16 protein-coding genes are annotated in these 19061 nt (G+C 67.4%); 4 read left to right on the top strand and 12 right to left on the bottom strand.

Annotated features, from left to right (window positions below; genetic code table 11):
* Positions 1-34 precede the first annotated feature (34 nt).
* Together KAJ83_RS16325 and KAJ83_RS16320 are read left to right on the top strand one after the other, a co-directional pair.
* Positions 35-1504, top strand: coding sequence for an aldehyde dehydrogenase family protein (locus KAJ83_RS16325; protein ID WP_210683178.1), 1470 nt, complete (start codon positions 35-37; stop codon positions 1502-1504).
* Between the two features lie 9 nt (positions 1505-1513).
* A complete protein-coding gene (locus KAJ83_RS16320; protein ID WP_210683177.1) occupies positions 1514-2170 on the top strand; it encodes an SRPBCC family protein in 657 nt (218 codons plus the stop codon).
* Positions 2171-2214: 44 nt separating this feature from the next.
* On the opposite strand, the gene KAJ83_RS16315 is transcribed toward KAJ83_RS16320, so the two are convergent.
* From KAJ83_RS16315 to KAJ83_RS16290, 6 genes are read right to left on the bottom strand one after another with little or no spacing between them, the layout of a single operon-like run.
* Positions 2215-4551: a xanthine dehydrogenase family protein molybdopterin-binding subunit gene (locus tag KAJ83_RS16315; RefSeq protein WP_210683176.1), complete on the bottom strand. Its 2337-nt coding sequence runs from the start codon at positions 4549-4551 to the stop codon at positions 2215-2217.
* Positions 4551-5084, bottom strand: a complete 534-nt coding sequence (locus tag KAJ83_RS16310; RefSeq protein ID WP_246484735.1) for a (2Fe-2S)-binding protein — start codon at positions 5082-5084, stop codon at positions 4551-4553. The genes KAJ83_RS16315 and KAJ83_RS16310 overlap by 1 nt, the downstream gene beginning before the upstream one ends.
* The gene (locus KAJ83_RS16305; protein ID WP_210683175.1) at positions 5081-5956 is read right to left on the bottom strand and encodes an FAD binding domain-containing protein; all 876 of its coding nucleotides are present in this window, start codon (positions 5954-5956) and stop codon (positions 5081-5083) included. The genes KAJ83_RS16310 and KAJ83_RS16305 overlap by 4 nt, the downstream gene beginning before the upstream one ends.
* 32 nt (positions 5957-5988) lie before the next feature.
* Positions 5989-6519, bottom strand: coding sequence for a cupin domain-containing protein (locus KAJ83_RS16300; protein ID WP_210683174.1), 531 nt, complete (start codon positions 6517-6519; stop codon positions 5989-5991).
* A 38-nt stretch (positions 6520-6557) separates the two neighbouring features.
* A complete protein-coding gene (locus KAJ83_RS16295) occupies positions 6558-7940 on the bottom strand; it encodes a gamma-glutamyltransferase (RefSeq protein ID WP_210683173.1) in 1383 nt (460 codons plus the stop codon).
* Positions 7937-9403 carry an aldehyde dehydrogenase family protein gene (locus KAJ83_RS16290; RefSeq protein ID WP_210683172.1) on the bottom strand — a complete coding sequence of 489 codons (1467 nt, stop codon included), beginning with the start codon at positions 9401-9403 and terminating at the stop codon, positions 7937-7939. Before KAJ83_RS16290 ends, KAJ83_RS16295 begins: the two co-directional genes overlap by 4 nt.
* A gap of 284 nt (positions 9404-9687) precedes the next feature.
* Here KAJ83_RS16290 and KAJ83_RS16285 point away from each other — a divergent pair, with 284 nt between their 5' ends.
* Positions 9688-10344: a TetR/AcrR family transcriptional regulator gene (locus KAJ83_RS16285; RefSeq protein WP_210683171.1), complete on the top strand. Its 657-nt coding sequence runs from the start codon at positions 9688-9690 to the stop codon at positions 10342-10344.
* Positions 10345-10440: 96 nt separating this feature from the next.
* Entirely contained in the window at positions 10441-11085 is a 645-nt protein-coding gene (locus KAJ83_RS16280) for a DUF6655 family protein (RefSeq protein ID WP_343222035.1), read from the top strand.
* A 142-nt stretch (positions 11086-11227) separates the two neighbouring features.
* Here KAJ83_RS16280 and KAJ83_RS16275 read toward each other — a convergent pair whose 3' ends face one another.
* The 6 genes from KAJ83_RS16275 to KAJ83_RS16250 form a co-directional block, all read right to left on the bottom strand.
* A complete protein-coding gene (locus KAJ83_RS16275; protein WP_246484733.1) occupies positions 11228-12520 on the bottom strand; it encodes a glucose-6-phosphate isomerase in 1293 nt (430 codons plus the stop codon).
* Between the two features lie 205 nt (positions 12521-12725).
* A complete protein-coding gene (gene pgmG, locus KAJ83_RS16270) occupies positions 12726-14132 on the bottom strand; it encodes a phosphoglucomutase/phosphomannomutase PgmG (RefSeq protein ID WP_210683168.1) in 1407 nt (468 codons plus the stop codon).
* Positions 14133-14250: 118 nt separating this feature from the next.
* Positions 14251-15249 (bottom strand): hypothetical protein, encoded by a 999-nt coding sequence (locus tag KAJ83_RS16265; protein ID WP_210683167.1) that lies wholly within the window; start codon positions 15247-15249, stop codon positions 14251-14253.
* On the bottom strand, positions 15242-15856 hold the full coding sequence (locus KAJ83_RS16260; protein ID WP_210683166.1) for an RNA polymerase sigma factor: 615 nt from the start codon (positions 15854-15856) through the stop codon (positions 15242-15244). Before KAJ83_RS16260 ends, KAJ83_RS16265 begins: the two co-directional genes overlap by 8 nt.
* A gap of 264 nt (positions 15857-16120) precedes the next feature.
* Entirely contained in the window at positions 16121-18274 is a 2154-nt protein-coding gene (mdoH, locus tag KAJ83_RS16255) for a glucans biosynthesis glucosyltransferase MdoH (protein WP_210683165.1), read from the bottom strand.
* Between the two features lie 62 nt (positions 18275-18336).
* Complete coding sequence (locus KAJ83_RS16250; protein ID WP_210683164.1) at positions 18337-18945, bottom strand: hypothetical protein; 609 nt, start codon at positions 18943-18945, stop codon at positions 18337-18339.
* Between the last annotated feature and the right edge of the window lie 116 nt (positions 18946-19061).

Raw genomic sequence — 19061 nt, 5'->3', positions numbered from 1 at the left:
GGAAATCACCGGCCGGAACATGGAGGGTCTCGCCATGACGGATTCATCGCCAAGGGACCGGCTTCCCCGTGAACGGCGCCTATTCTATGGCGGCGCTTTCCACGATGCGCGCGAGGGCCGGGAAACGGCGTTGATCAACCCGGCGACCGGAACCTCCCTTGGTTCCGCGGCCGAAGCCGGCGCGGCCGATGTGGATGCCGCCGTGGCCGCCGCGTCGGCGGCGCAACCGGGCTGGGCCGCGATGTCGCCGCAATTGCGCGGCGATCGTCTGCGCGCGTTGGCGGATGCCTTGCGGCGGCATGGCGAGGAGCTCACCCTGCTGGACGCCATCGATTGCGGCAACCCGGTCGCTGAGATGTACCGCGATGTCGAGAGCGGCGCGCGGGGGCTGGAGCTCTTCGCCGGGCTGGTGACGGAGATCAAGGGCGAGACCATTCCCGTCGGCGACGGCTTCCTGGATTACACGACGCGCGAGCCGCTCGGCGTCGTCGCCCGCATCATCGCCTATAACCATCCCATCATGTTCGCCACCATGCGCTGCGCGGCGCCAATGGCCGCGGGCAACACGGTGATCGTCAAGCCGGCGGAGCAGGCGCCGCTTTCCGCCCTGCGGCTGGCGGAGATCATCCGCGAGGAGGATATCCTGCCGCCCGGTGTCTATAACGTCCTGCCCGGCGGGCGGGACTGCGGCGCGGCGCTTTCCGCCCACCCGGACATCGCCAAGGTGGCCCTGATCGGCAGCGTGCCGACCGGCAAGGCGATCCTGCGCGCCGCCGCCGACACGGTGAAGCCGGTGGGGTTGGAGATGGGGGGCAAGAACGCCCTCATCGCCTATCCCGACCAGGATCCGGAGGCGATCGCGCAAGGCGCGGTCGCCGGCATGAATCTGACCTGGGCCGGCCAATCCTGCGGATCGACCAGCCGGGTATTCCTGCATGCCAGCCACCATGACGCGGTGCTGGAAAAGATCGTCGCGGGTTGCGCCGCCTATCGGCCCGGCGATCCGACCGATCCGGCCACGACGATGGGCCCCTTGATCAACCGGGCCCAGTTCGACAAGACCATGCGCTATATCGAATACGGCAAGGAGGACGGCGCGCGCCTCGTCCATGGCGGCGGACCGTCGAACGCCCCAGGGTTCGAGAAGGGATTCTTCATCGACCCGACCGTCTTCGCCGATGTCGACATGACGATGCGCATCGCGCGCGAGGAAATCTTCGGGCCGGTTCTCTCCATCCTGCGATGGGAGGATGAAGAGGATATGTTCCGCCAGGTGAACGATACGGACTACGGCCTCAGCGCCGCCATCTTCACCCGCGACCTCGCGACCGCCCACAAGGCGGCACGCCGGGTCGAGGCAGGTTATGTCTGGGTCAATCACGCGGGCCCCCATTTCATCGGCGCCCCGTTCGGCGGCTACAAGCAATCCGGGCTGGGCCGCGAGGAAGGGATCGGCGAATTGCTCGACAGCACCCGCATCAAGAACATCAACATCAAGCTTTAGAGGAAAGTCATGGAGATCGAGAGCCGATTCACCGTCCCCCTGCCTCCGGCGGAAGCCTGGGACGTCCTGTTGGATATCCCTCGTATCGCGCCCTGCATGCCCGGCGCGAAGCTGACCGGCGCGGACGATGAGGCCCGCGTCTATAACGGCGAGGTGCAGGTCCGCCTCGGCCCGGTCCTCCTGGCCTTCAAGGGCAAGGCGCGGATCACCGACCTCGATCGCGAGAACTGGCGCGCCACCGTCAAGGCGGAAGGGCGCGACACCAAGGGACGCGGCGGCGCGAGCGCCGACGTGCTGTTCTCCCTGGAGCCCGCCGAGGACGGCGCGCGGACCGAATGCCGGATCACCACCAATCTGAACCTCACCGGATCGGTCGCGCAATACGGCCGGGGCTCCGGCATGATCAACGATCTGGCCAACCATCTGGTCGGGCAGTTCGCCGACAATCTGCGCCAGGAAATCGCGGATAGCCAGCCGGCGGGCCAGCCCGGGAAACAGCCGGAAAACCAATCCGCGGCAGCGGAGGACGCGCCGGCCACCACCCCGGCGGACGCCCCCCCCGAACCAAGGCGGCAAGCCCGGCAAAGCGCCCCGATCTCGGGCTTCCGATTGATGCTCTGGCTGCTGCGCCAGCGGCTGCGTCGGCTTTTCGGCGGGGGGCGCTGAAGGAAGCCGACGGCGACGGTCCCGCGCGGGCGCTGCGGGCGCCCTCAGGCGGCGTCCGCCGCCCGCGCCCGCAGCAAGTCGATCAGATCCGGCGGTGAGAGCGGCACGCGCTGGATCGCCGCCTCGCGAACACCCAATGCATCCTCGACCGCCGAGGCGATCGCCGGCGCCACCGGCAGGCACCCGGCCTCGCCCACGCCCTTGACGCCGAGGGGGTTGAGCGGGCTTGGATATTCCGCGATACGCACATCGATGCGCGGCACCTCCGGCGCCGTCACCATCAGGTAATCGGCCAGCGTCGTGGTAACCGGCTGGGCCTGATCGTCGTAATCCATATATTCGAACAACGCGTTGCCGATACCGTGGACCACGCCGCCATGGATTTGCGCCTCGACCATCCGGGGATTGATCGCGCGCCCGCAATCATTGACGACGGCATAGCGGGTGAGCGTGACGAGACCGGTTTCCTCGTCCACCGCGACCTCCACGGCGTGCGCGCCCATGCCGTAGGTCAGGCCCTTCGGCATGAAATTCTCGCTCGCCTCCAGGCCCGGATCGACGCCCGGCGGCAGGGCATAGCCGGGAGAGCCATGGGCGCTCGCCGCGATGGCGCGCAGATCGATGCCGACATTGGTGCCCTTCACCCGGGCCTCCCCATCGACCAGTTCGATATCGCCGCCATCGGCTTCCAGCAGGTGGGCGGCGATGCGGATCGCCTTTTCCCGCACGGCCGCCGAGGCGCGCGCGACGGACGACCCGGCGACCACCGTCTGGCGGCTCGCGAAACCGCCGATGCCAAGCGGAATCGTGCCCGTGTCGCCGCAGATCACCTCGATGCGGTCCGGCGGCAGGCCGAGCGCGTCGCCACAGATCTGCGCCATCGCGGTCTTCAAGCCCTGGCCCATCGGCATGGCGCCGGTGAAGACCGTGACCTTGCCGGACCGGCCGACGCGCACGATCGCCGATTCATAGGGACCGCGGCCCGTGCCCTTGATGCCGCAGGCGACCCCGATGCCGAGGCGGCGGCCGGCCCGCGCGGCCTCGGCGCGGCGCGCCTCGAAACCGGCATGATCGATCGCTTCCAACACCTGGTCGAGAAGCGCGGGGAAATCCCCGCTGTCATAGGTGATTCCGGCGCCGGAACGCGATTTCAGCGGCGTCGCGTAGGGGATGGACTCGGCCGGCACCAGATTGCGCCGTCGGATTTCCACACGGTCGATGCCGACCCGCGCGGCCAGCGCGTCCAGCGTGCGCTCCATCGCGAAGGTGCCTTCCGGATAGCCGGCCCCACGCACCGGGATGGTCGGAACCTTGTTGGTCATCCCGACCCGGACATCCATGTGATAGGCCGGCAGGACATAGGGGCCCGGATAGGCCGTCACCGCGTTATAGGCGAGATTGATCCCTTGCGGCACATAAGCGCCCGCATCGTGGATCATCGAACCGCGCACCCCGAGAAGACGCCCTTCAGCGTCGCAGGCGGCCTCGATCTCCCAGAGCTGATCGCGTTCCTGGATCGCCGCCAGGAAATGTTCCCGGCGATCCTCGATCCACTTCACCGGCCGTCCGAGAAGCAGCGCGGCGGCGCTGGCCACCACCTCCTCCGGATAGAGCAGGAACTTCGCTCCGAAACCGCCGCCGACATCCGGCGTCACCACGCGCAGGCGGTTCTCGTCCAGATCCAGCAAGGCGACCAGGAAGGCCCGCGCCTCGTGCGCGAGCTGGGTCGAGGAGCGGACCACGAGCCCGCCGCCCGCATCCGGTTCCGCCAGGATACCGCGTCCCTCGATCGGGTGGGCACCGCCGCGATGCTGGTTCATCGACAGGCGGACGCTGTGCGCGGCCTCGCGGAAGGCCGCGTCCACATCGGCGTAGCCGACCTCGAACGCCTCGCAGACATTGCCGGCGCGCGTGCTGCAGACGGGCGGCGCGTCCGGCTCGACCGCCGCGCGCAGATCGCCGACCGGCGTCATCTCCTCCAGGTCGATGCCGATAATGCTTGCCGCGTCCTCGGCGGTCGCGCGGCTATCCGCCAGCACGACGGCGACCGGCTCGCCGACATAAAGCATCTCGTCCTTCGCCAGGACATAGGGGGTAATGTCCGGCGGCAGTGTCTTGCTGATGAATTGCAGCGGCAGACGCTCCTCCGTCAGCACGTCCTTCAGATCGGCGAGCGTCAGGATCGCCACGACCCCGGGGATGGCGCGCGCCTCCTCCAGATCGAGGCCGAGCAGCCGCGCATGGGCGACCGGGCTGCGCAGGAACGCCGCATGCAGCACGCCCGGCGCCGTCAGGTCGTCGACGAAGCGCGCCTTGCCACGCAGCAGCGCGTCATCCTCCACGCGCGGAGTCGATTGTCCGATATAGCGTCGCTCCGCCATCAGGCGCCCTCCCCGCCGTCGCGCATCAGGGCCAGCGCCGCCAATGCCGCGTCCACGATGTTCTGATAGCCGGTGCAGCGGCATAGATTGCCGGAAAGCGCCTCGCGCAGTTCCGTCTCGCCGGCATCGGGCGTATCGCGTATCACCTCGCGCAGGGTCATCAGGATACCCGGCGTGCAGAAACCGCATTGCAGGGCGTACTGTTCCGCGAACAGGCGCGGCAGATCGGACAATGGCCCGTCCTCGGGGCTCAACCCCTCGATCGTCTCGACCCGCCGGCCCTCGGCCTGAACCGCCAGCATCAGGCAGCCGCGCACCGCATGGTCGTCCACCAGGACGGTGCAGGCGCCGCACACCCCATGCTCGCACCCGACATGGGAGCCCGTCAGATGCAGGTCGTGACGCAGGAAGTCGACGAGATTGCGCCGCCCCTCGCAACTGGCTGTTCGTTCGATACCATTCACCGTCATGGTGACGTCGAAACGCTGCGCCGCGCCCCCGTCCTGGTCCCCGGTCATCGTCCCGTCGTTCATGAAATCACTCCCGCCTCGGAAGGACAGGCGCGTTGCAGCGCGCGACGCACCAGGACGCCAGCCAGATGCTGGCGATAGCCGGCCGAATAGGCGGAATCGCCCATCGCCTCCAACCCGGCCGCCTCGGCCCCGACGGCGCGGAAGAGCTCGATGCCCGGGCGTTCACCCCGCAACATCGCCTCGCCCGCCGTCAGGCGGATCGGGGCCGGCCCGATACCGCCGAGCACGATCGCCGCGCGATCGATCGCGCCCTTTCCGTCGAGCGCCACCAGACAGCCGACCGCCACGATGGCGAAATCCCCGTGGCGGCGCGCGACTTCCAGGAAGGCGTGCCGGGTCCCCTCCGGCCAGGGCATGAAGCTCAAGCCGACAAGCAGTTCGTCCGGCTCCAGGCTGGGGGTCATATAGAAGGCCGGGAAAGCCGCCATGTCGAGGCTGCGCTCCCCCCGCGCGGCGGATCGCACGCGCAACACCGCGTCATGCAACATGGCGAGCACCGGCAGCTCCGCCGCCGGGTCCAGATGACAGAGACTGCCGCCGATGGTCCCCCGGTTGCGGGTCTGGAGGTGGCCGACATGGCGCAGGGCCTCGGCGAAGATCGGCGCGCGCATGGCCAACAGGGAATCACGCTCCAGCACCCGCTGGCGGGTCATGGCACCGATGGCGATCCCATCCGGCCCGTCCGAGATGCCCCGCAACGCCTCGATCCCGTTGAGATCGACCAGATGGTCCGGCATGGCGTAGCGGAGGTTCAACATCGCCATCAGCGATTGACCGCCGGCCAATGCCTTGGCGTTGTCGAGATCCCCCATCATCGCCAGCGCCTCATCAAAGGCGCCCGGCGCGTGATAACGAAACGGCGCCGGTTTCATCCCATTCCTCCGTTCCCAACGGGCACGTCCGGTTACTCCGTGCCCAGATGCGCATTCCGACGTTCATAGAGTGAATCGTCGGCATAGCCCATGGTATCCGGTTGCCCACGCCCAAGCATGACCTGGAAATAGACCGGCTCCAGGCTATCATTCACATAGCCGTGGATGACACCGGGCGGGCAGGATACGCACTCCCACGGACCGAGACGACGGGCGAGACGCTCGCCGTTCTCGTCCTCGATGAAGACGGTCAGGAACCCCTGGAGGACGAAGAACACCTCCTCGACTTCGTGCGTGTGGGGCGCGTTGCCCTGGCCCGGCTCCACATACATGATGGAGAGGGTGAAGCCCCGCGCGGGAATGAAATCGCTTCCGCCATGCTTGCCCGAACCGCCGGCACCGATAAAGCGGTGCTGCGCGCGCTTGAAGCCCTCGATCTTCGCGTCCTCGAACGCTTCCCAATCGGATTTCAGATTGCGGAATTGGGCGACATATTTGTCCATGATCTCCGGCAGCCCCACTCCTTCGAGTTCGGGCGGGCGCTTGTGTCTCGCGATGGCCATCGGTTCTGGTTCCTCCTTCGTTTCTCTCGCTTACCGGATCACCGTGCCGGGTTGAACCGCGCCGCGGCCCCGGTTCTGGGATCCACCCCAATCGTGAATGCGCCCGTGCGGCGATCGATGCCGATTGCCTGAAGGGCGGAGCGCAGGCCGCGCGCCTCGACCGCCTCGTCCGCCGGATCGCGCGCGGCGTGATCGGCCTCCCAGGCGATGCCGCCGTCGGAGGTCAGCCGCCACTTCGGCAGATCGATGGCCTGTTGCGGATCGTGCCCACCCATCAGCGCGGCCGTGACTTGCATGTTCCAGACGGCCTGGTTCTCGCCGCCCGGCGTGCCACCCCAGACATCCATCTCCCGGCGTCCGAGGTGCCAGGCGTTCAACGTTGTCGCGGGCACGGACAGCGGGTCGGGCGCGTTCCAATGCCCGGCCGGCGCGTCCAGCGCGAACCCTCGGCCGGGCCGGTTGTTCAGGATCAGGTCGAATTCCGGGACGACCACGCCGGAGCCGTATTGCGGGAAGGAATTGGAATGAACCAGAACCACGCGGTTCCCCGCCCCGTCGGCGGCGGTCACGACGGAGGTACCGCCGCCCGCGCGCGCATCGAAGCCGGCCCGGGCGGCCCGGATCGCCTCGACTTCCGCCGCACCCGACAGAACCCGCGCGAGGGCATCCGCATGAATGGGGCCGTGAGTCGGGGCCGGCGTTACCTCCAGGATACCGCCGCCCGGCAGATCGACCCGCGCGCAGGGCATCTCGCACGCCACCGCGCGCACCAAATCGTCGCGCTGCAACATGCCGCCCAGACCACGCAGATGCGCCAGCACGACGTCGCCCGCCTCGCCGTGGAAAAGCGCGCCCCCCGTCCGACCGAAACGCTCCAGCAGGTCGGCGAGCCCCGGCAGGCGCAACGCCTCGCCCGGCACCGGAAGCCCGCCCCCGGGCAGGTAAGGCGTGACATCGTTATGGCGTGCGATCAGGTCACGCGATTCCGCCGTCAGGCGCACCGCCTGATCCACCCATCGAACCCCGTCGCGCGCCATCGCCACGGCGGGCGCCACCAACCGGTCGAGCGGCAACTGCCCGAGCCCCGCCAGCCTGGCATATCCTTCCGGGGCGCCGAACCCGCCGACGGAGAGCGGCCCGGTGCGCGCCAATCGCGTGCCCGCGCCGAGCGCCAGCGGCCCACGCCCGATCGACAACAGCGCGCGCGTCGGCCCGCCCGCCCGCGAGAAGAGCGCGACCACATCTCCGGCGAGACCGCATTTCATGGGAAGCCAGACGGTCTCCGCGCAGGCCGCCGCGACGGCCGCGTCGAAGGCATTCCCGCCCGCCGCCAGCATCGCCGCGCCGGCATCGGCCGCCGCGTCGACGGCGGCGGTGACGACGCCCTCGGCGGGTGCCCCGCTGTTCACCGGGCCGTTCACGCGGGATACCCGCCCGGCAGACGAATTCCGAGGAATTTCCAGGTGGTCATTTCATCCATGGCGTATTTGATGCCCTCGCGGCCGGTTCCGCTTTTTCCGAACCCGCCGAACGGGTAATTGTCGAGCCGGAAGCGGCTCGCCTCGTTGATCCACACGGACCCCGCCCGCAACATCCGGCCCGCCGCCATCGCGCGGTCCAGCCGCGCGGTGAAGCAGGCGGCCTGCAAGCCGAATTCGCAATCATTCGCGATCGCGACCGCCTGCTCGAAGCCATCGGCCTCCATCAGAACGGCGACCGGACCGAAAACCTCCTCGCGCACCACGCGCGCGTCGCGCGGGGCATCGCACACCAGCGTTGGATGGATCAGGCACCCTTCGCGCCGGGGCTCCCGCAGGAGCCGCGCGCCGTCGGCGGCCGCCGCCTCGACCATCGCCATGATACGGTCGGCCGCGCGCGCATGAACGACGGGCCCCAGATCGGTTTCCGGCTTTCCCGGGTCGCCGGCGGACAACGCGTCGATCCGTGCCAGCAACGCATCCTCGAAGGCCGGACGCACGCGCCGATCGACGATGATCCGCTGGGTGGATATGCATTGCTGACCGGATGCCTCATAGGCGGAAGGCGCGATCCGCGCGGCCGCATCCTCGATATCCGCGTCGTCGCAGACGATATTGGCGGAGTTGCCGCCGAGTTCGCCCAGGAACGGCTTGGCGCCCGCCGCGCGCGCGACGGCCTCGCCCGCCGCCGTGCCCCCGGTAAGCGTCACCGCGGCGACGGCCGGATGCGCGGCAAGGGCCAGCGCCTCTTCCGCCCCCCCGAGGAGAACCTGGAACAGCCCGTCCGGCAGGCCCCCCTCCCGGAAGGCGGCGGCGATGCGCAGCGCGACGGCCGCGCCCTCGGGCGCCGGCTTCACGATGATCGCATTGCCGGTGGCGAGCGCCGGCGCGACCTTCTGCACCAGCAGATTGGCCGGCGCGTTGAAGGGCGTGATGCCAAGGATGACGCCAAGCGGCACCCGTTCCGCGATGCCGTGACGCCCGGCGCCGTTCGGCGCGGAATCGAGAGGCACCGTCTCCCCGCCGATCTCATGCGCGTGACGGGCGCAGGCGCGCAGGAAGCCCGCGCTGCGGCCCACCTCGAATCCGGCGGCCTTCACCGGCTTACCGATATGACGGACCATCAGATCAACCAGCGCGGCCCTGTCCGCCTCGATCGCATCGGCGGCCGCGTCCAGCCATCCGGCACGCCGGTGACGCGTTTCCCACTGATTGGCGTGAAAGGCCGCGGCCGCCGCCTCGACGGCACCCGCGATCATCCCCTCGGAGGCCGGAACGAGATGCGCGGCCACCTTCCCCGTCCACGGGTCCGTGACCAGCAGATCATCGGTTGCTTCGGACGGGCGAACCCCCTCCGCGGTAAAGGAGTGGAAGACCTGCTCGGCCTCCTGGTGGGCTGTCGCCATCGAAGACTCCGTTCCCCAAATCACTGGAATTGGAATGGTCTATAGGGATAAAATAACTAACCAGTTAGATAACTGATGTCAAGCGCACGGCTCCGGTCGCCCCCCATCACGTCTCCCATCACGCCTCACGGCCCTGCGGCACCGGCAAGACCTGAGGGCTCCCAATTGTCCGGGCGAAGTGCTACTAACTATTTCGTAAGTATCGTATCGCGATCGGCGATCAACCGAGGAAACAATCGGGCGTGGGCGAGGGATGCCCTTTAGAACAGGAGGACCTGGGGGACATGGCCAAGGCAGCCGTGCGAGCCAAGCGAAGCGGAAAACGCGATTCCGCCGCGTCACGAGAGCGCATTCTGGAAGCGGCGACACGGGAGTTCGCCGAAAAAGGGTATGACGGTGCCCGCGTCGACGAGATCGCCGACGCCTCGGGCTTCAACAAGAACGCGCTCTATCATTATTTCGGCAGCAAGGAGAAGCTGTTCGTCGCCGTGCTGGAACGTGCCTACGCGACGATCCGCGACCGCCAAAGCGATCTTAGCATCCGCGACATGGACCCCGAGGAGGGCATGCGGCGCCTGGTCGAATTCACCGCCCGTGTCTGGGTGGAGATGCCGGAATTCAACCGCCTGCTGGCCAGCGAGAACCTGCACGAGGCCCGGCATGTGCGCCAGTCCACCGAAATCCCGAAGATGTACAATCCGTTGCTGGAGACCATTCGCGAGCTTCTGAAGCGCGGCGTGGAGACCGGGCGGTTCCGTGACGATATCGACGCGATCGATCTCTATATCTCCATATCCGCCCTGTCGGCGCACTATATCTCCCACCGTCACACCTTCGAGGCGATCTTCCAGACCAAGCTGCTGTCGCCCAAGCGCCTGCAACAGCGAATCGATCATGCGGCGGATATGATTGTGAGCTATCTGCGCAAGGAACCGGGATAGCCGGAAGGCGCGCATGGGTCCTTGACGGAACCATTAACGCCGTTTTCCGTCTCACTACCAGGAACCATGGGATTCACTACCTGACATGGAGACGCCATGCGCTTTCGACTGCGCGCCTGTATGTGCACCGCATTGATTGTCGCGAGCGTTGGCTGTTCGGAAATTCGGGAAACCGCCCCGGAGCGGACGGCGAATGAACAATTGTTGATTTCGACCGCGGCCGACCGCGCGATCGAGCGCCTTACCTTCGGCATCCCCGTGGACGGGCGCGCCTTTCTCGATACCGCGCATTTCGAGAGCTACGACTCGTCCTATGTCATCGGCGGCATCCGCCAGAAGATGGCGCGCGAGGGGGCCCATCTGGTCGAATCCCGCGACGAGGCGGCATTCATCGTCGAAATCCGCTCCGGCGCCCTCTCGATCAATCAACGGCGCGATTATGTCGGAATCGGCGGGTTCGAGATGCCGATCCCGCTCTCCGATGCCGTGCAGCTTCCGATGGCGAGCCTCTACGAGGAGGACACCCACACCGGCCTCGCGAAGTTCATCGTCACCACCTACGACGCCGAGACGTGGAAATTCCTGCATACCTCGGGCCCGGTCTTCGGCATTTCCTGGATCGACGAGAGCACCTTGGTCGGGATCGGCTGGCGCGACACCAATGTCGTGCCGGAGAAGTTCGAGGACCAACCCCGCCCGCCCCGCATGGGGCAATATCGCATCGAACTGCAATCCTGGTAAGCACCGCCGCCCCGAAGCGGATCGGCGGCGCGAGCCCGGCATCCGCGCCCTGCGGAAGGGGGGGACCACACGACAAAGGGCACGCGGTCGAAACCGCGCACCCCTTGCCGGCGGAGTGACTTGTCGGGCGTCGCCTTGCCGATCAGGCCGCCGCTGCTTCTTCCCGCGAGGCCGGCACCGTCCGATGCTCTCCCCGCGCCGACAACAGCCGCCGCGCCAGTTTCTTGCCATGTTCCACGGCCGGCTGGTCGAACGGGTTAACGCACAACAGATCGGCGGCCAGGATGGTCTCCAGCATATAATGCATCATGAGCGCACCCATCGACCGCTCGTCGATCGCGGCCATGTCGATGGTCCGCACCGGGCGGTCGTTGGCGATCAGCGTCTCGGTCGTCGCCCGGCGCGAGACGTCGAGAAGCTCGCCCAGGCTGGCGCCGTTCAGATAATCCAGCCGGTCGTCGCCGATATGGCTGCAATCGACGGGCGGCGAGCAGGGCGCGATCGGCCCGCCCAGCACCGTGAACATCTTGTCGCGCGGCCCATCGAGCCAGAGCTGCAACTGGCTGTGCTGATCGACCGGGCCGGCGGCGTAGATCGGCGTCGTTCCCTTGCCTTCCTTGCCCAAACTCTCCGCCCAAAGCTGGCGATACCAGCGGGCGAGCGAGCCAAGCCGGTCGGAATAGGCCAGCATCACCGAGGAGCCGATATCGTGATAGCGCTCCAGCCCCACGGCGACGGCCGCGCCCAGCGCCGGCGCGCAATCGGCCGGACTGCCGGTCCGCAAGCTGTGCGCCAGGACTTCGCGGGCGCCATCGCGCACCGCCCGCGCATCCAGCCCGGCGATCAGCGAAGGCAGCATTCCGACCGCCGTCAGCACGGAATAGCGCCCGCCGACGGCCTCGTCGTGATCCAGGACGGGCAGCGCGTAACGCTCCGCGATCCGGCGCATCGGATTGTCCTTCGGCTCCGTCACGATGGTCATGGCGCGCCCCACCCGGCGCGGGCCGAGAAGACGCTCCAGCATCGGAAGCACGGTCATCGTCTGCAACACCGTCTCGGCCGTGCCGCCCGACTTGGAGATCGCGATGAAGCCCGTGCGCCGCATGTCGAGCGAGCGAAGCAGCGCCTGGAAGCTGTACGGATCGATATTCGTAACGATATGCAGGTTGGGGCCCCGTCGGTCCCCGTCGTCGAAGCCGACATTCGCCATGTTGTAGAGCGCGCGGCCGCCAAGACTGGAACCGCCGGTCCCGAGCACGACGACATCGTCGAAGGACGCCCGATATCTATCCGCGACCGCTTGCAGCCTGGGCCAGTCGTCGACCCGCTCCGGCGTGCGGAGCAGCGGAATCCGGCGCTCCCTATAGGCTTCGCGCAACCGCTCCATGGCTGGATTCAAGGCATCGAGGAAGAAGGACAGCTCGCTCGAGCTCAACCCATATTCCACCCGGTCCCTTAGGCATGCGGAGATATCCTGACGATATGGCATGATAGCGCTCCCGATCGTTCCTTGGTGGGGCGGCTGGCGCCGTCCGTTCCCTATAAGACGCAAGAATGGGGCGCATAGTTCCCGATAAATCGCGACGGATCAGGAAAAACAAGGAAGACGAAACCGGCCACGCGGCATCACCGGGCAGCCGTCATTCAGCCGCCGCCGGCATCAAGTACGGGCTGGTCGCGTCGAGATCGAGGGCGTCCAACGCATCGGAGAGATTCCGCTTCAACCGGTCGAGCGCGGCCGCGCTCCCGCCCTCGCACCGCGCCACCAGCGCGGGCTGGGTATTGGAAGCGCGCAACAGCCACCAACCATCGGGCGTGTTGACCCGAACCCCGTCGATATCGACGACATCCGCCCGCGCCTCCTTCAACATCCCGGCGATCCGCGCGACCGCGTCGAACTTCGTCTCGTCCGCGCATTCGATCCGGATTTCCGGGGTGGCGACGGTCACCGGCAGGGCATCGACCATCCTGTCGAGCGGAAGCCGGGCCTCATCCAGGACCTCGATCAAGCGAAGCGCCGCATAGAGCGCGTCATCGAAGCCCGGCCAGCGGTCGGCGAAGAAAATATGGCCACTCATCTCGCCCGCGAGCGGCGCGCCCGTCTCGCGCATTTTCGCCTTGATCAGCGAATGACCCGTCTTCCACATCAGCGGTTTGCCGCCCCGGACGGCGATCTCGTCGAAGACCATCTGGCTTGCCTTCACATCGGCGATGACGGTCTGCCCCGGATACGCGCGCAACACCTTGTCGGCGAGCAGCACGAGCAATTGATCCGGCCACACGATGCGCCCATGCCGATCGACGACACCCAGCCGATCGCCGTCCCCGTCGAAGGCGAAGCCCATATCCAGCTGACGGGCGCGAACCGTCTCGATCAACTGGGCCAGATTATCCGGATCGCCCGGATCGGGATGGTGGGCCGGAAAAGTCGGATCGACGGTGTTGTTGAGACACAGATGCGCGCCCGGCAAGCGGGAGAGCACGCGGTCGAGGACCGCCGCCACCGCGCCATGCCCCGGGTCCCAGGCGCAGGAGAGGTCGCTCTCGATGTGAAATCCCTCGTGAAGGCGGGCACAATACGCGTCGACCAGATCGACCACGCCCACCGTCCCGCGCCCCCGCCGGAAATCACCCTCGGCTGCGCGGCGACCCAGGGCCTGGATCTCCTCGCCCATCAGGGCCTGCTCACCCAGCATCATCTTGAAGCCGTTATAGTCCGGCGGATTGTGTGATCCCGTCACCATGATGGCCGCGTCCGCGCGCAGGCTGTGCGACGCGTAATAGAGCATCGGTGTCGGACCGCGCCCGATGTCATGCACCGTCGCGCCGGTGGAGGCGAGGCCCTCGGCGACGGCCTCGCTCAAGGTGGGGGAGGACGCGCGGCCGTCACGTCCCAGAACGACCGTGGAGCCGCCCCGCTCCATCGCCTCGCTGGCCAGCGCGGCGCCGAGCGCGCGGGCGTCGTCGCGCGTCAGCGTATCGCCATAGACCCCACGCACGTCATAGGCGCGAAGGATGGACGGGGCGAATTGATGGCGAGACGGCATGGCTCACTCCCGTGCGGTCGTGCCGGCCCGCGTCACCACGGGCGGCGTGTTGGAAGGAAACGGTCGCGGAAGGGGGAATTGGCGCGATGGACAAGGCGCGCCAAGGGCCGCCGGTCGTTCAGACAGAATCCCTGTCATGACCGTCCTCTCCCTCCGGTCGCGACTTCTTGGCCTCGGACCCGGAAGGGTCCGGTGCGGTCGAATCGGATGGGTCGGCTTCCGGGGCGGCGCCCGGCTTGTCGCCGGACACGGACAGCCCGGCCGTCACTTCCCGGGCCAGATCGAGGAGGCGGGCGCGCTCGACCTCGCCGATCATGCTGAAGGAACGGCCGTTGGCGGACCAGAAAAGCATGGCCAGAGGGCCTTCCTTGCGCACGGCCACCTTCTGCTCCTGATCGTTCGGGGAGCGGCTGTAATAGAGCGAGATGCGGCGGCCGTCGCCCCCTTCATAAAGCAGTTGGAAAGCGTTCGCCTCGACCGCGTCGCCCGTGATCATGCGGGTTTCGATAAGACTGAATCCGGACGCGGAAAAGTCCGGGACGAAGTCCGGCATGCCGTCGCGCGGTTGCTCGTCCGAGGGGCCGCCCGTTTGCGCCAGCGACGTCCTGACCGGCCCGGCCTCCAATGGCCCGTCCAGGGCGGCGGTCTGGCTTTCCGGCTGCGGGGCCCCGTTCGAGGTCGAAGCCGGGGCCGGAGCTTCCGCGACGGGCATGAAATCGGTCAGCGACAAATGCCGCATCTGCCCCCCGGTGAAGCCGGGCTGGAAATACAAGACCCCCAACACAACCGCCGCGACGGCACCCAGGGCACCATGACGCGCCCCGAAGCGCCGGGACCGGCGGGAGGAGGCGCGCACGCTCTCGCGGTGCATCGCCTCTACCCGGTGGGCCAGGGTGCTCGTCTCCTCGCCAAGCGGCCGCTCGGCGCGGCTGTGCACGTTCTCGCGCACCATGCGCCGCGTCGCGATCATCCTGAGGACGCTATCGCGCATGGCGGGATCCTTGGACACCAGCCCTTCGATCCGACGTTCCGTCCGGGGGTCGAGGCGCCCATCGGCATATTCCTCGAGCAGCACACCGCTCAACAGTGGAACGGTATTATCGTCGTCCTTACCCATTCTCCGCTCTCCCAAGGCGGTGGAGCCGGGCGGACGGCGCCGCGACGCCGCTCCCGCTCTTGTCGGCGGGCCCGCTCTCGTTCGCGGCATCAAGCATCGCTTGGAGCGCCGCGCGCCCCCGGTGCAAGCGCGATCGCACGGTACCGATCGGCTGCCCGATGATCTCGGCCACGCCCTCGTAACTGATCTCCTCCAGGCAAACGAGCAGCACCACCTCGCGCTGATGTTCCGGCAGGCGGTCCAGGCAAGCCCGGATATCACCGCAACGGATTCCGTCCTCCTGGTTCGGCGGCGCGGTCAATGGCTCGGCGACGGTCTCGTCGATCGGCATGACGGTGCCGCGCCCAGCGGCGCGACGGCATTCGTCGATATGCACATTGCGCAGGGTCTGGAACAGATAGGCGTGCATGTTCTTGATCGCGGCACCCCTTTGCATCTGGTTCAGGACCCGGCGAAGGCATTCCTGCACCAAGTCCTCGGCATCCACCGGGTTGCCGAGGAGCCCGGTCGCGAACCGGTGCAGGCCGCGGACATGCTCGTGGATGTCCTCGGCCCCGGTCATGTCACCGCTCGCCGCCCCGCGTCCGATCTCTTCATGCCCGATCACTTCCCGTCTCCCTTGTTCCCGGCGCCGGTGGAACCGTTCCCGAACGATCCGCTCCCCCCGTCGCGGCCATGTGGCCAATTCGATGGACAGGTGGAGAGGGAGTGGGGGCATTTCTGAAACATATCTGTGACCAATCCCGCCCCCGGCACATCGCCCCCGTTTCAGGACGGGCGGCAGGCCGGCGATCGGCGCATGCGCGATCCTCGAAGCGTCGGTCATCGAAAGCGACAGGTCGGACACACCGGGCCTCACCCTTGCTAGCTCTCACCCTTGCACTGGGGCGGGATGCGCCCCGGCGGGTTCGGCGGGGATATCGGCGCGCATCTTCATCCGCTCGAAATGCAATCGTTGCAGGGCGGGCGCGTTGGCCAGCAGGACGCGGCGTTCCTCCCGGTCGAGGCTATCCGGCTCGGCGCGCGCGCGGGCCAGTATGGCGCCATCGATCTCGCTGGCGGTATCGGCGTCCGGCACGCCGGCGGAAAGTCCGGACTGACTGGCCAGCACGAAGAGGTGCAGCCGGTGGGTATCGGCCCGGTCGAGAACCTCCCGCAGGCCGCTCATGCCTTCGCCGGACACGGCCGAGGCGATCTCGCCCCGCGCGCGTTCCGCCGCGCTCAGCACGGGCGGTGGCCGATAATCGATACCGGCGCGCAACATCCCGCCCCGCGCGGAAAGACGCCGTCCGGTCCAAACCGCGAACGGGATGGAGCAGAGCAGGCCGAGCAGGATCGGCGACAACCAGAGATGGACGAGGGACGGCACGATCAGGGCGCTCGCCAGCACGAGCAGCGCCAGCCCCGTCTGCATGGCGAAGGCGTTCGCGGCCTCCCGCCAGGACACCCGGTCGGCATCCCGCTGTTGCGGCGCCCAGTCGACACCCGTGCCGAACAGCAGCTTTATGACGAAAAGACTGTGCCGCAACATTACCGTCGGCGCCGCCAGGATCGACAGGACCGTTTCGCATATCACGTTGGGTAGAAGCCGGAGAACCGGCTCGTCACGATCGAACAGCGCGAACACCGCCCCCAGGATCTTCGGCCCGATGATGAAGCAGACGGTCGCGCCCAGGATCGAGATCGCGGCCAGCGATTCGAGCGAATTCGTCATGACCGCCCAGCCGCCGGTTTCGTCGCGCACGAGAACGAGACCGGCCGAGAACAGCTTCTGATCGGAGAAGGCCATGACCGCGGCGATCACCACGAAGGCCAACCAGATCGGACTGGCGAGATAAGCCAGGATACCGGTCAGGAAATTGATCCGGGACGCCGGGCGAATGCCGCGCGCCAGCAACAGCCAGCCATGCTGAAGATTGCCCTGGCACCAACGCTGATCGCGGGCCAGATGCTGAATCAGGTTGGGCGGCGCCTCCTCGTAGCTGCCGTCGATATCCGGCGCCAGGACGACCTTCCAATCCCGGCGGACCAGCAGCGCGGCCTCGACGAAATCATGGCTCAGAATCTCGCCGCCGAGCGGCGCCCGGCCCGGCAGGTGCGGCAGACCGCAGGATTGCATGAAGGCCTCGACACGGATGATCGCGTTGTGCCCCCAGTAATTGCCGTGCGGATTGATCAGTTTCGCCATGCCGAATGCCAGCATGCGACCATAGAGACCGGCGGCATATTGGTGCATCCGCGCGAACAGCGTCGACCCGCCGACGATCCGCGGCCAGGTCTGGATCAGGCCGCACTCGGGATCGGCCTCCATCCGCCGGACCAGTTCGACCACGGCCGACCCGCTCATGATACTGTCCGCGTCCAGCACGATCATATAGCGGTAATCATGCCCCCAATTCTCCAGGAACTGCTTGATGTTCCCGCTCTTGCGTTCCTCGTTCCGGGTTCGCCGGCGGTAGAAGACACGGTTCATGAAGCGCGGCGAACGCGCGATCTCGAACCAGCACTTCTCCTCCTCGACCCAAACGTCCGGGTTCGTGCTGTCGCTCAATATGTAAAGGTCGAACAGATCCAACGCGCCGACCGCGTCGATCGATTCCAGGATCGCCCGCACATTACCGGCGGTGCGGGCCGGGTCCTCGTTATAGACCGGCACCGCGATGGCCGTCCGGGCCGCCGGATCGACCGCCGCCGCGGAGACGTCCGGCCCGGCGTCCGCGCGACATCCCGCCGGCTTACGGGCGGCCCTCTTGTGGCGGGCAAGCTCGACCGCGCCAATCAGGCTTACCCAGAAATTCGCCGATATCCAGGCGAAGAGCAGGCTGAAGCACAGCATCAACGCGCCCGCGGCGATATAGCCGAAGGTCGTCTCCGGCGTCAGCAAGGCGGTCGCGGCCGCGACCGCCGTGACCGAGGTCAACGCGATCAGCAGGAGGGCCAAGGCCCGATGAAGATAGCTCGGGCGGTGCCCCGGCGGCGGGCCTGGCTGCACGCTTGAAGGGCTCCGGTTGGCTTCGCTACGCATGGCCGAATTGCTCCCTGGTGACGAGGACGAAGGATCGCGTCGCGCTCAACAATTTCCGGCGATCAACTCGTGGCGGCCGACGCGCCCTTGAGCCGGCGCGACCCGATCCCGCGCGGCGTCCAATGCCAGGGCGGATGCCGGAATTCGATCCGCTGGCGCGGCATCGGGCGAGGCGCGCCTCGGGATGGCACGCACATGAGGTTGGACAGGGTGCCCAGGCTCGACGCGCCCGCCTCCGCCGAACCGACCGCCAGCAGGCGACGCTGCGCCTCCTCGGTCGGATCGATCGAGAACAACAGGCGCCGGCTGGCCGTATCCGGGTCGGTTGTGTTGCTGCCGGGCCGCGCGCCCAAGCGCTCGCACAACACCCGCTCGACACAGGCAAGCGCCCGGATCTCGCGGGTCCTGCGCGTCATCGAGCGATGCATCACCGCCAGACGCGCCTCCACCTCGCGCAGCAGATCCGCGCGCACCACGTCAAGCGAGATCCCGACCATCACGAGATAGCGGTTCACCGCATCCAACGGCGGCGCCAAGCCCGCCATATCCGGTTCCACCGCGTCCAGCCCCGCCGCTTCCTGGACATTCATCGCCGCGGGGGTCTCGGCCGCCCGGTCGCTACGCGATCCGCCGTTATCCATATCCAATGTCGATGCATGGAGACGGGACATGTTCTTCTCCCTTTCATTGCAACCTCTGCCCCATAAGACGGACAACATGTGAAAGAGTTCCCGACCGGGAAGGAACACGGAGGCGATATCAAAAAAATGCGCGTGCCCCGATGATC

The organism is Marivibrio halodurans (assembly GCF_017963645.1).
Taxonomy (GTDB): domain Bacteria; phylum Pseudomonadota; class Alphaproteobacteria; order UBA8366; family Aestuariispiraceae; genus Marivibrio; species Marivibrio halodurans.
The sequence above is the reverse complement of the archived record's forward strand: the minus strand, read 5'-3'. Positions and strand labels throughout refer to the sequence as shown.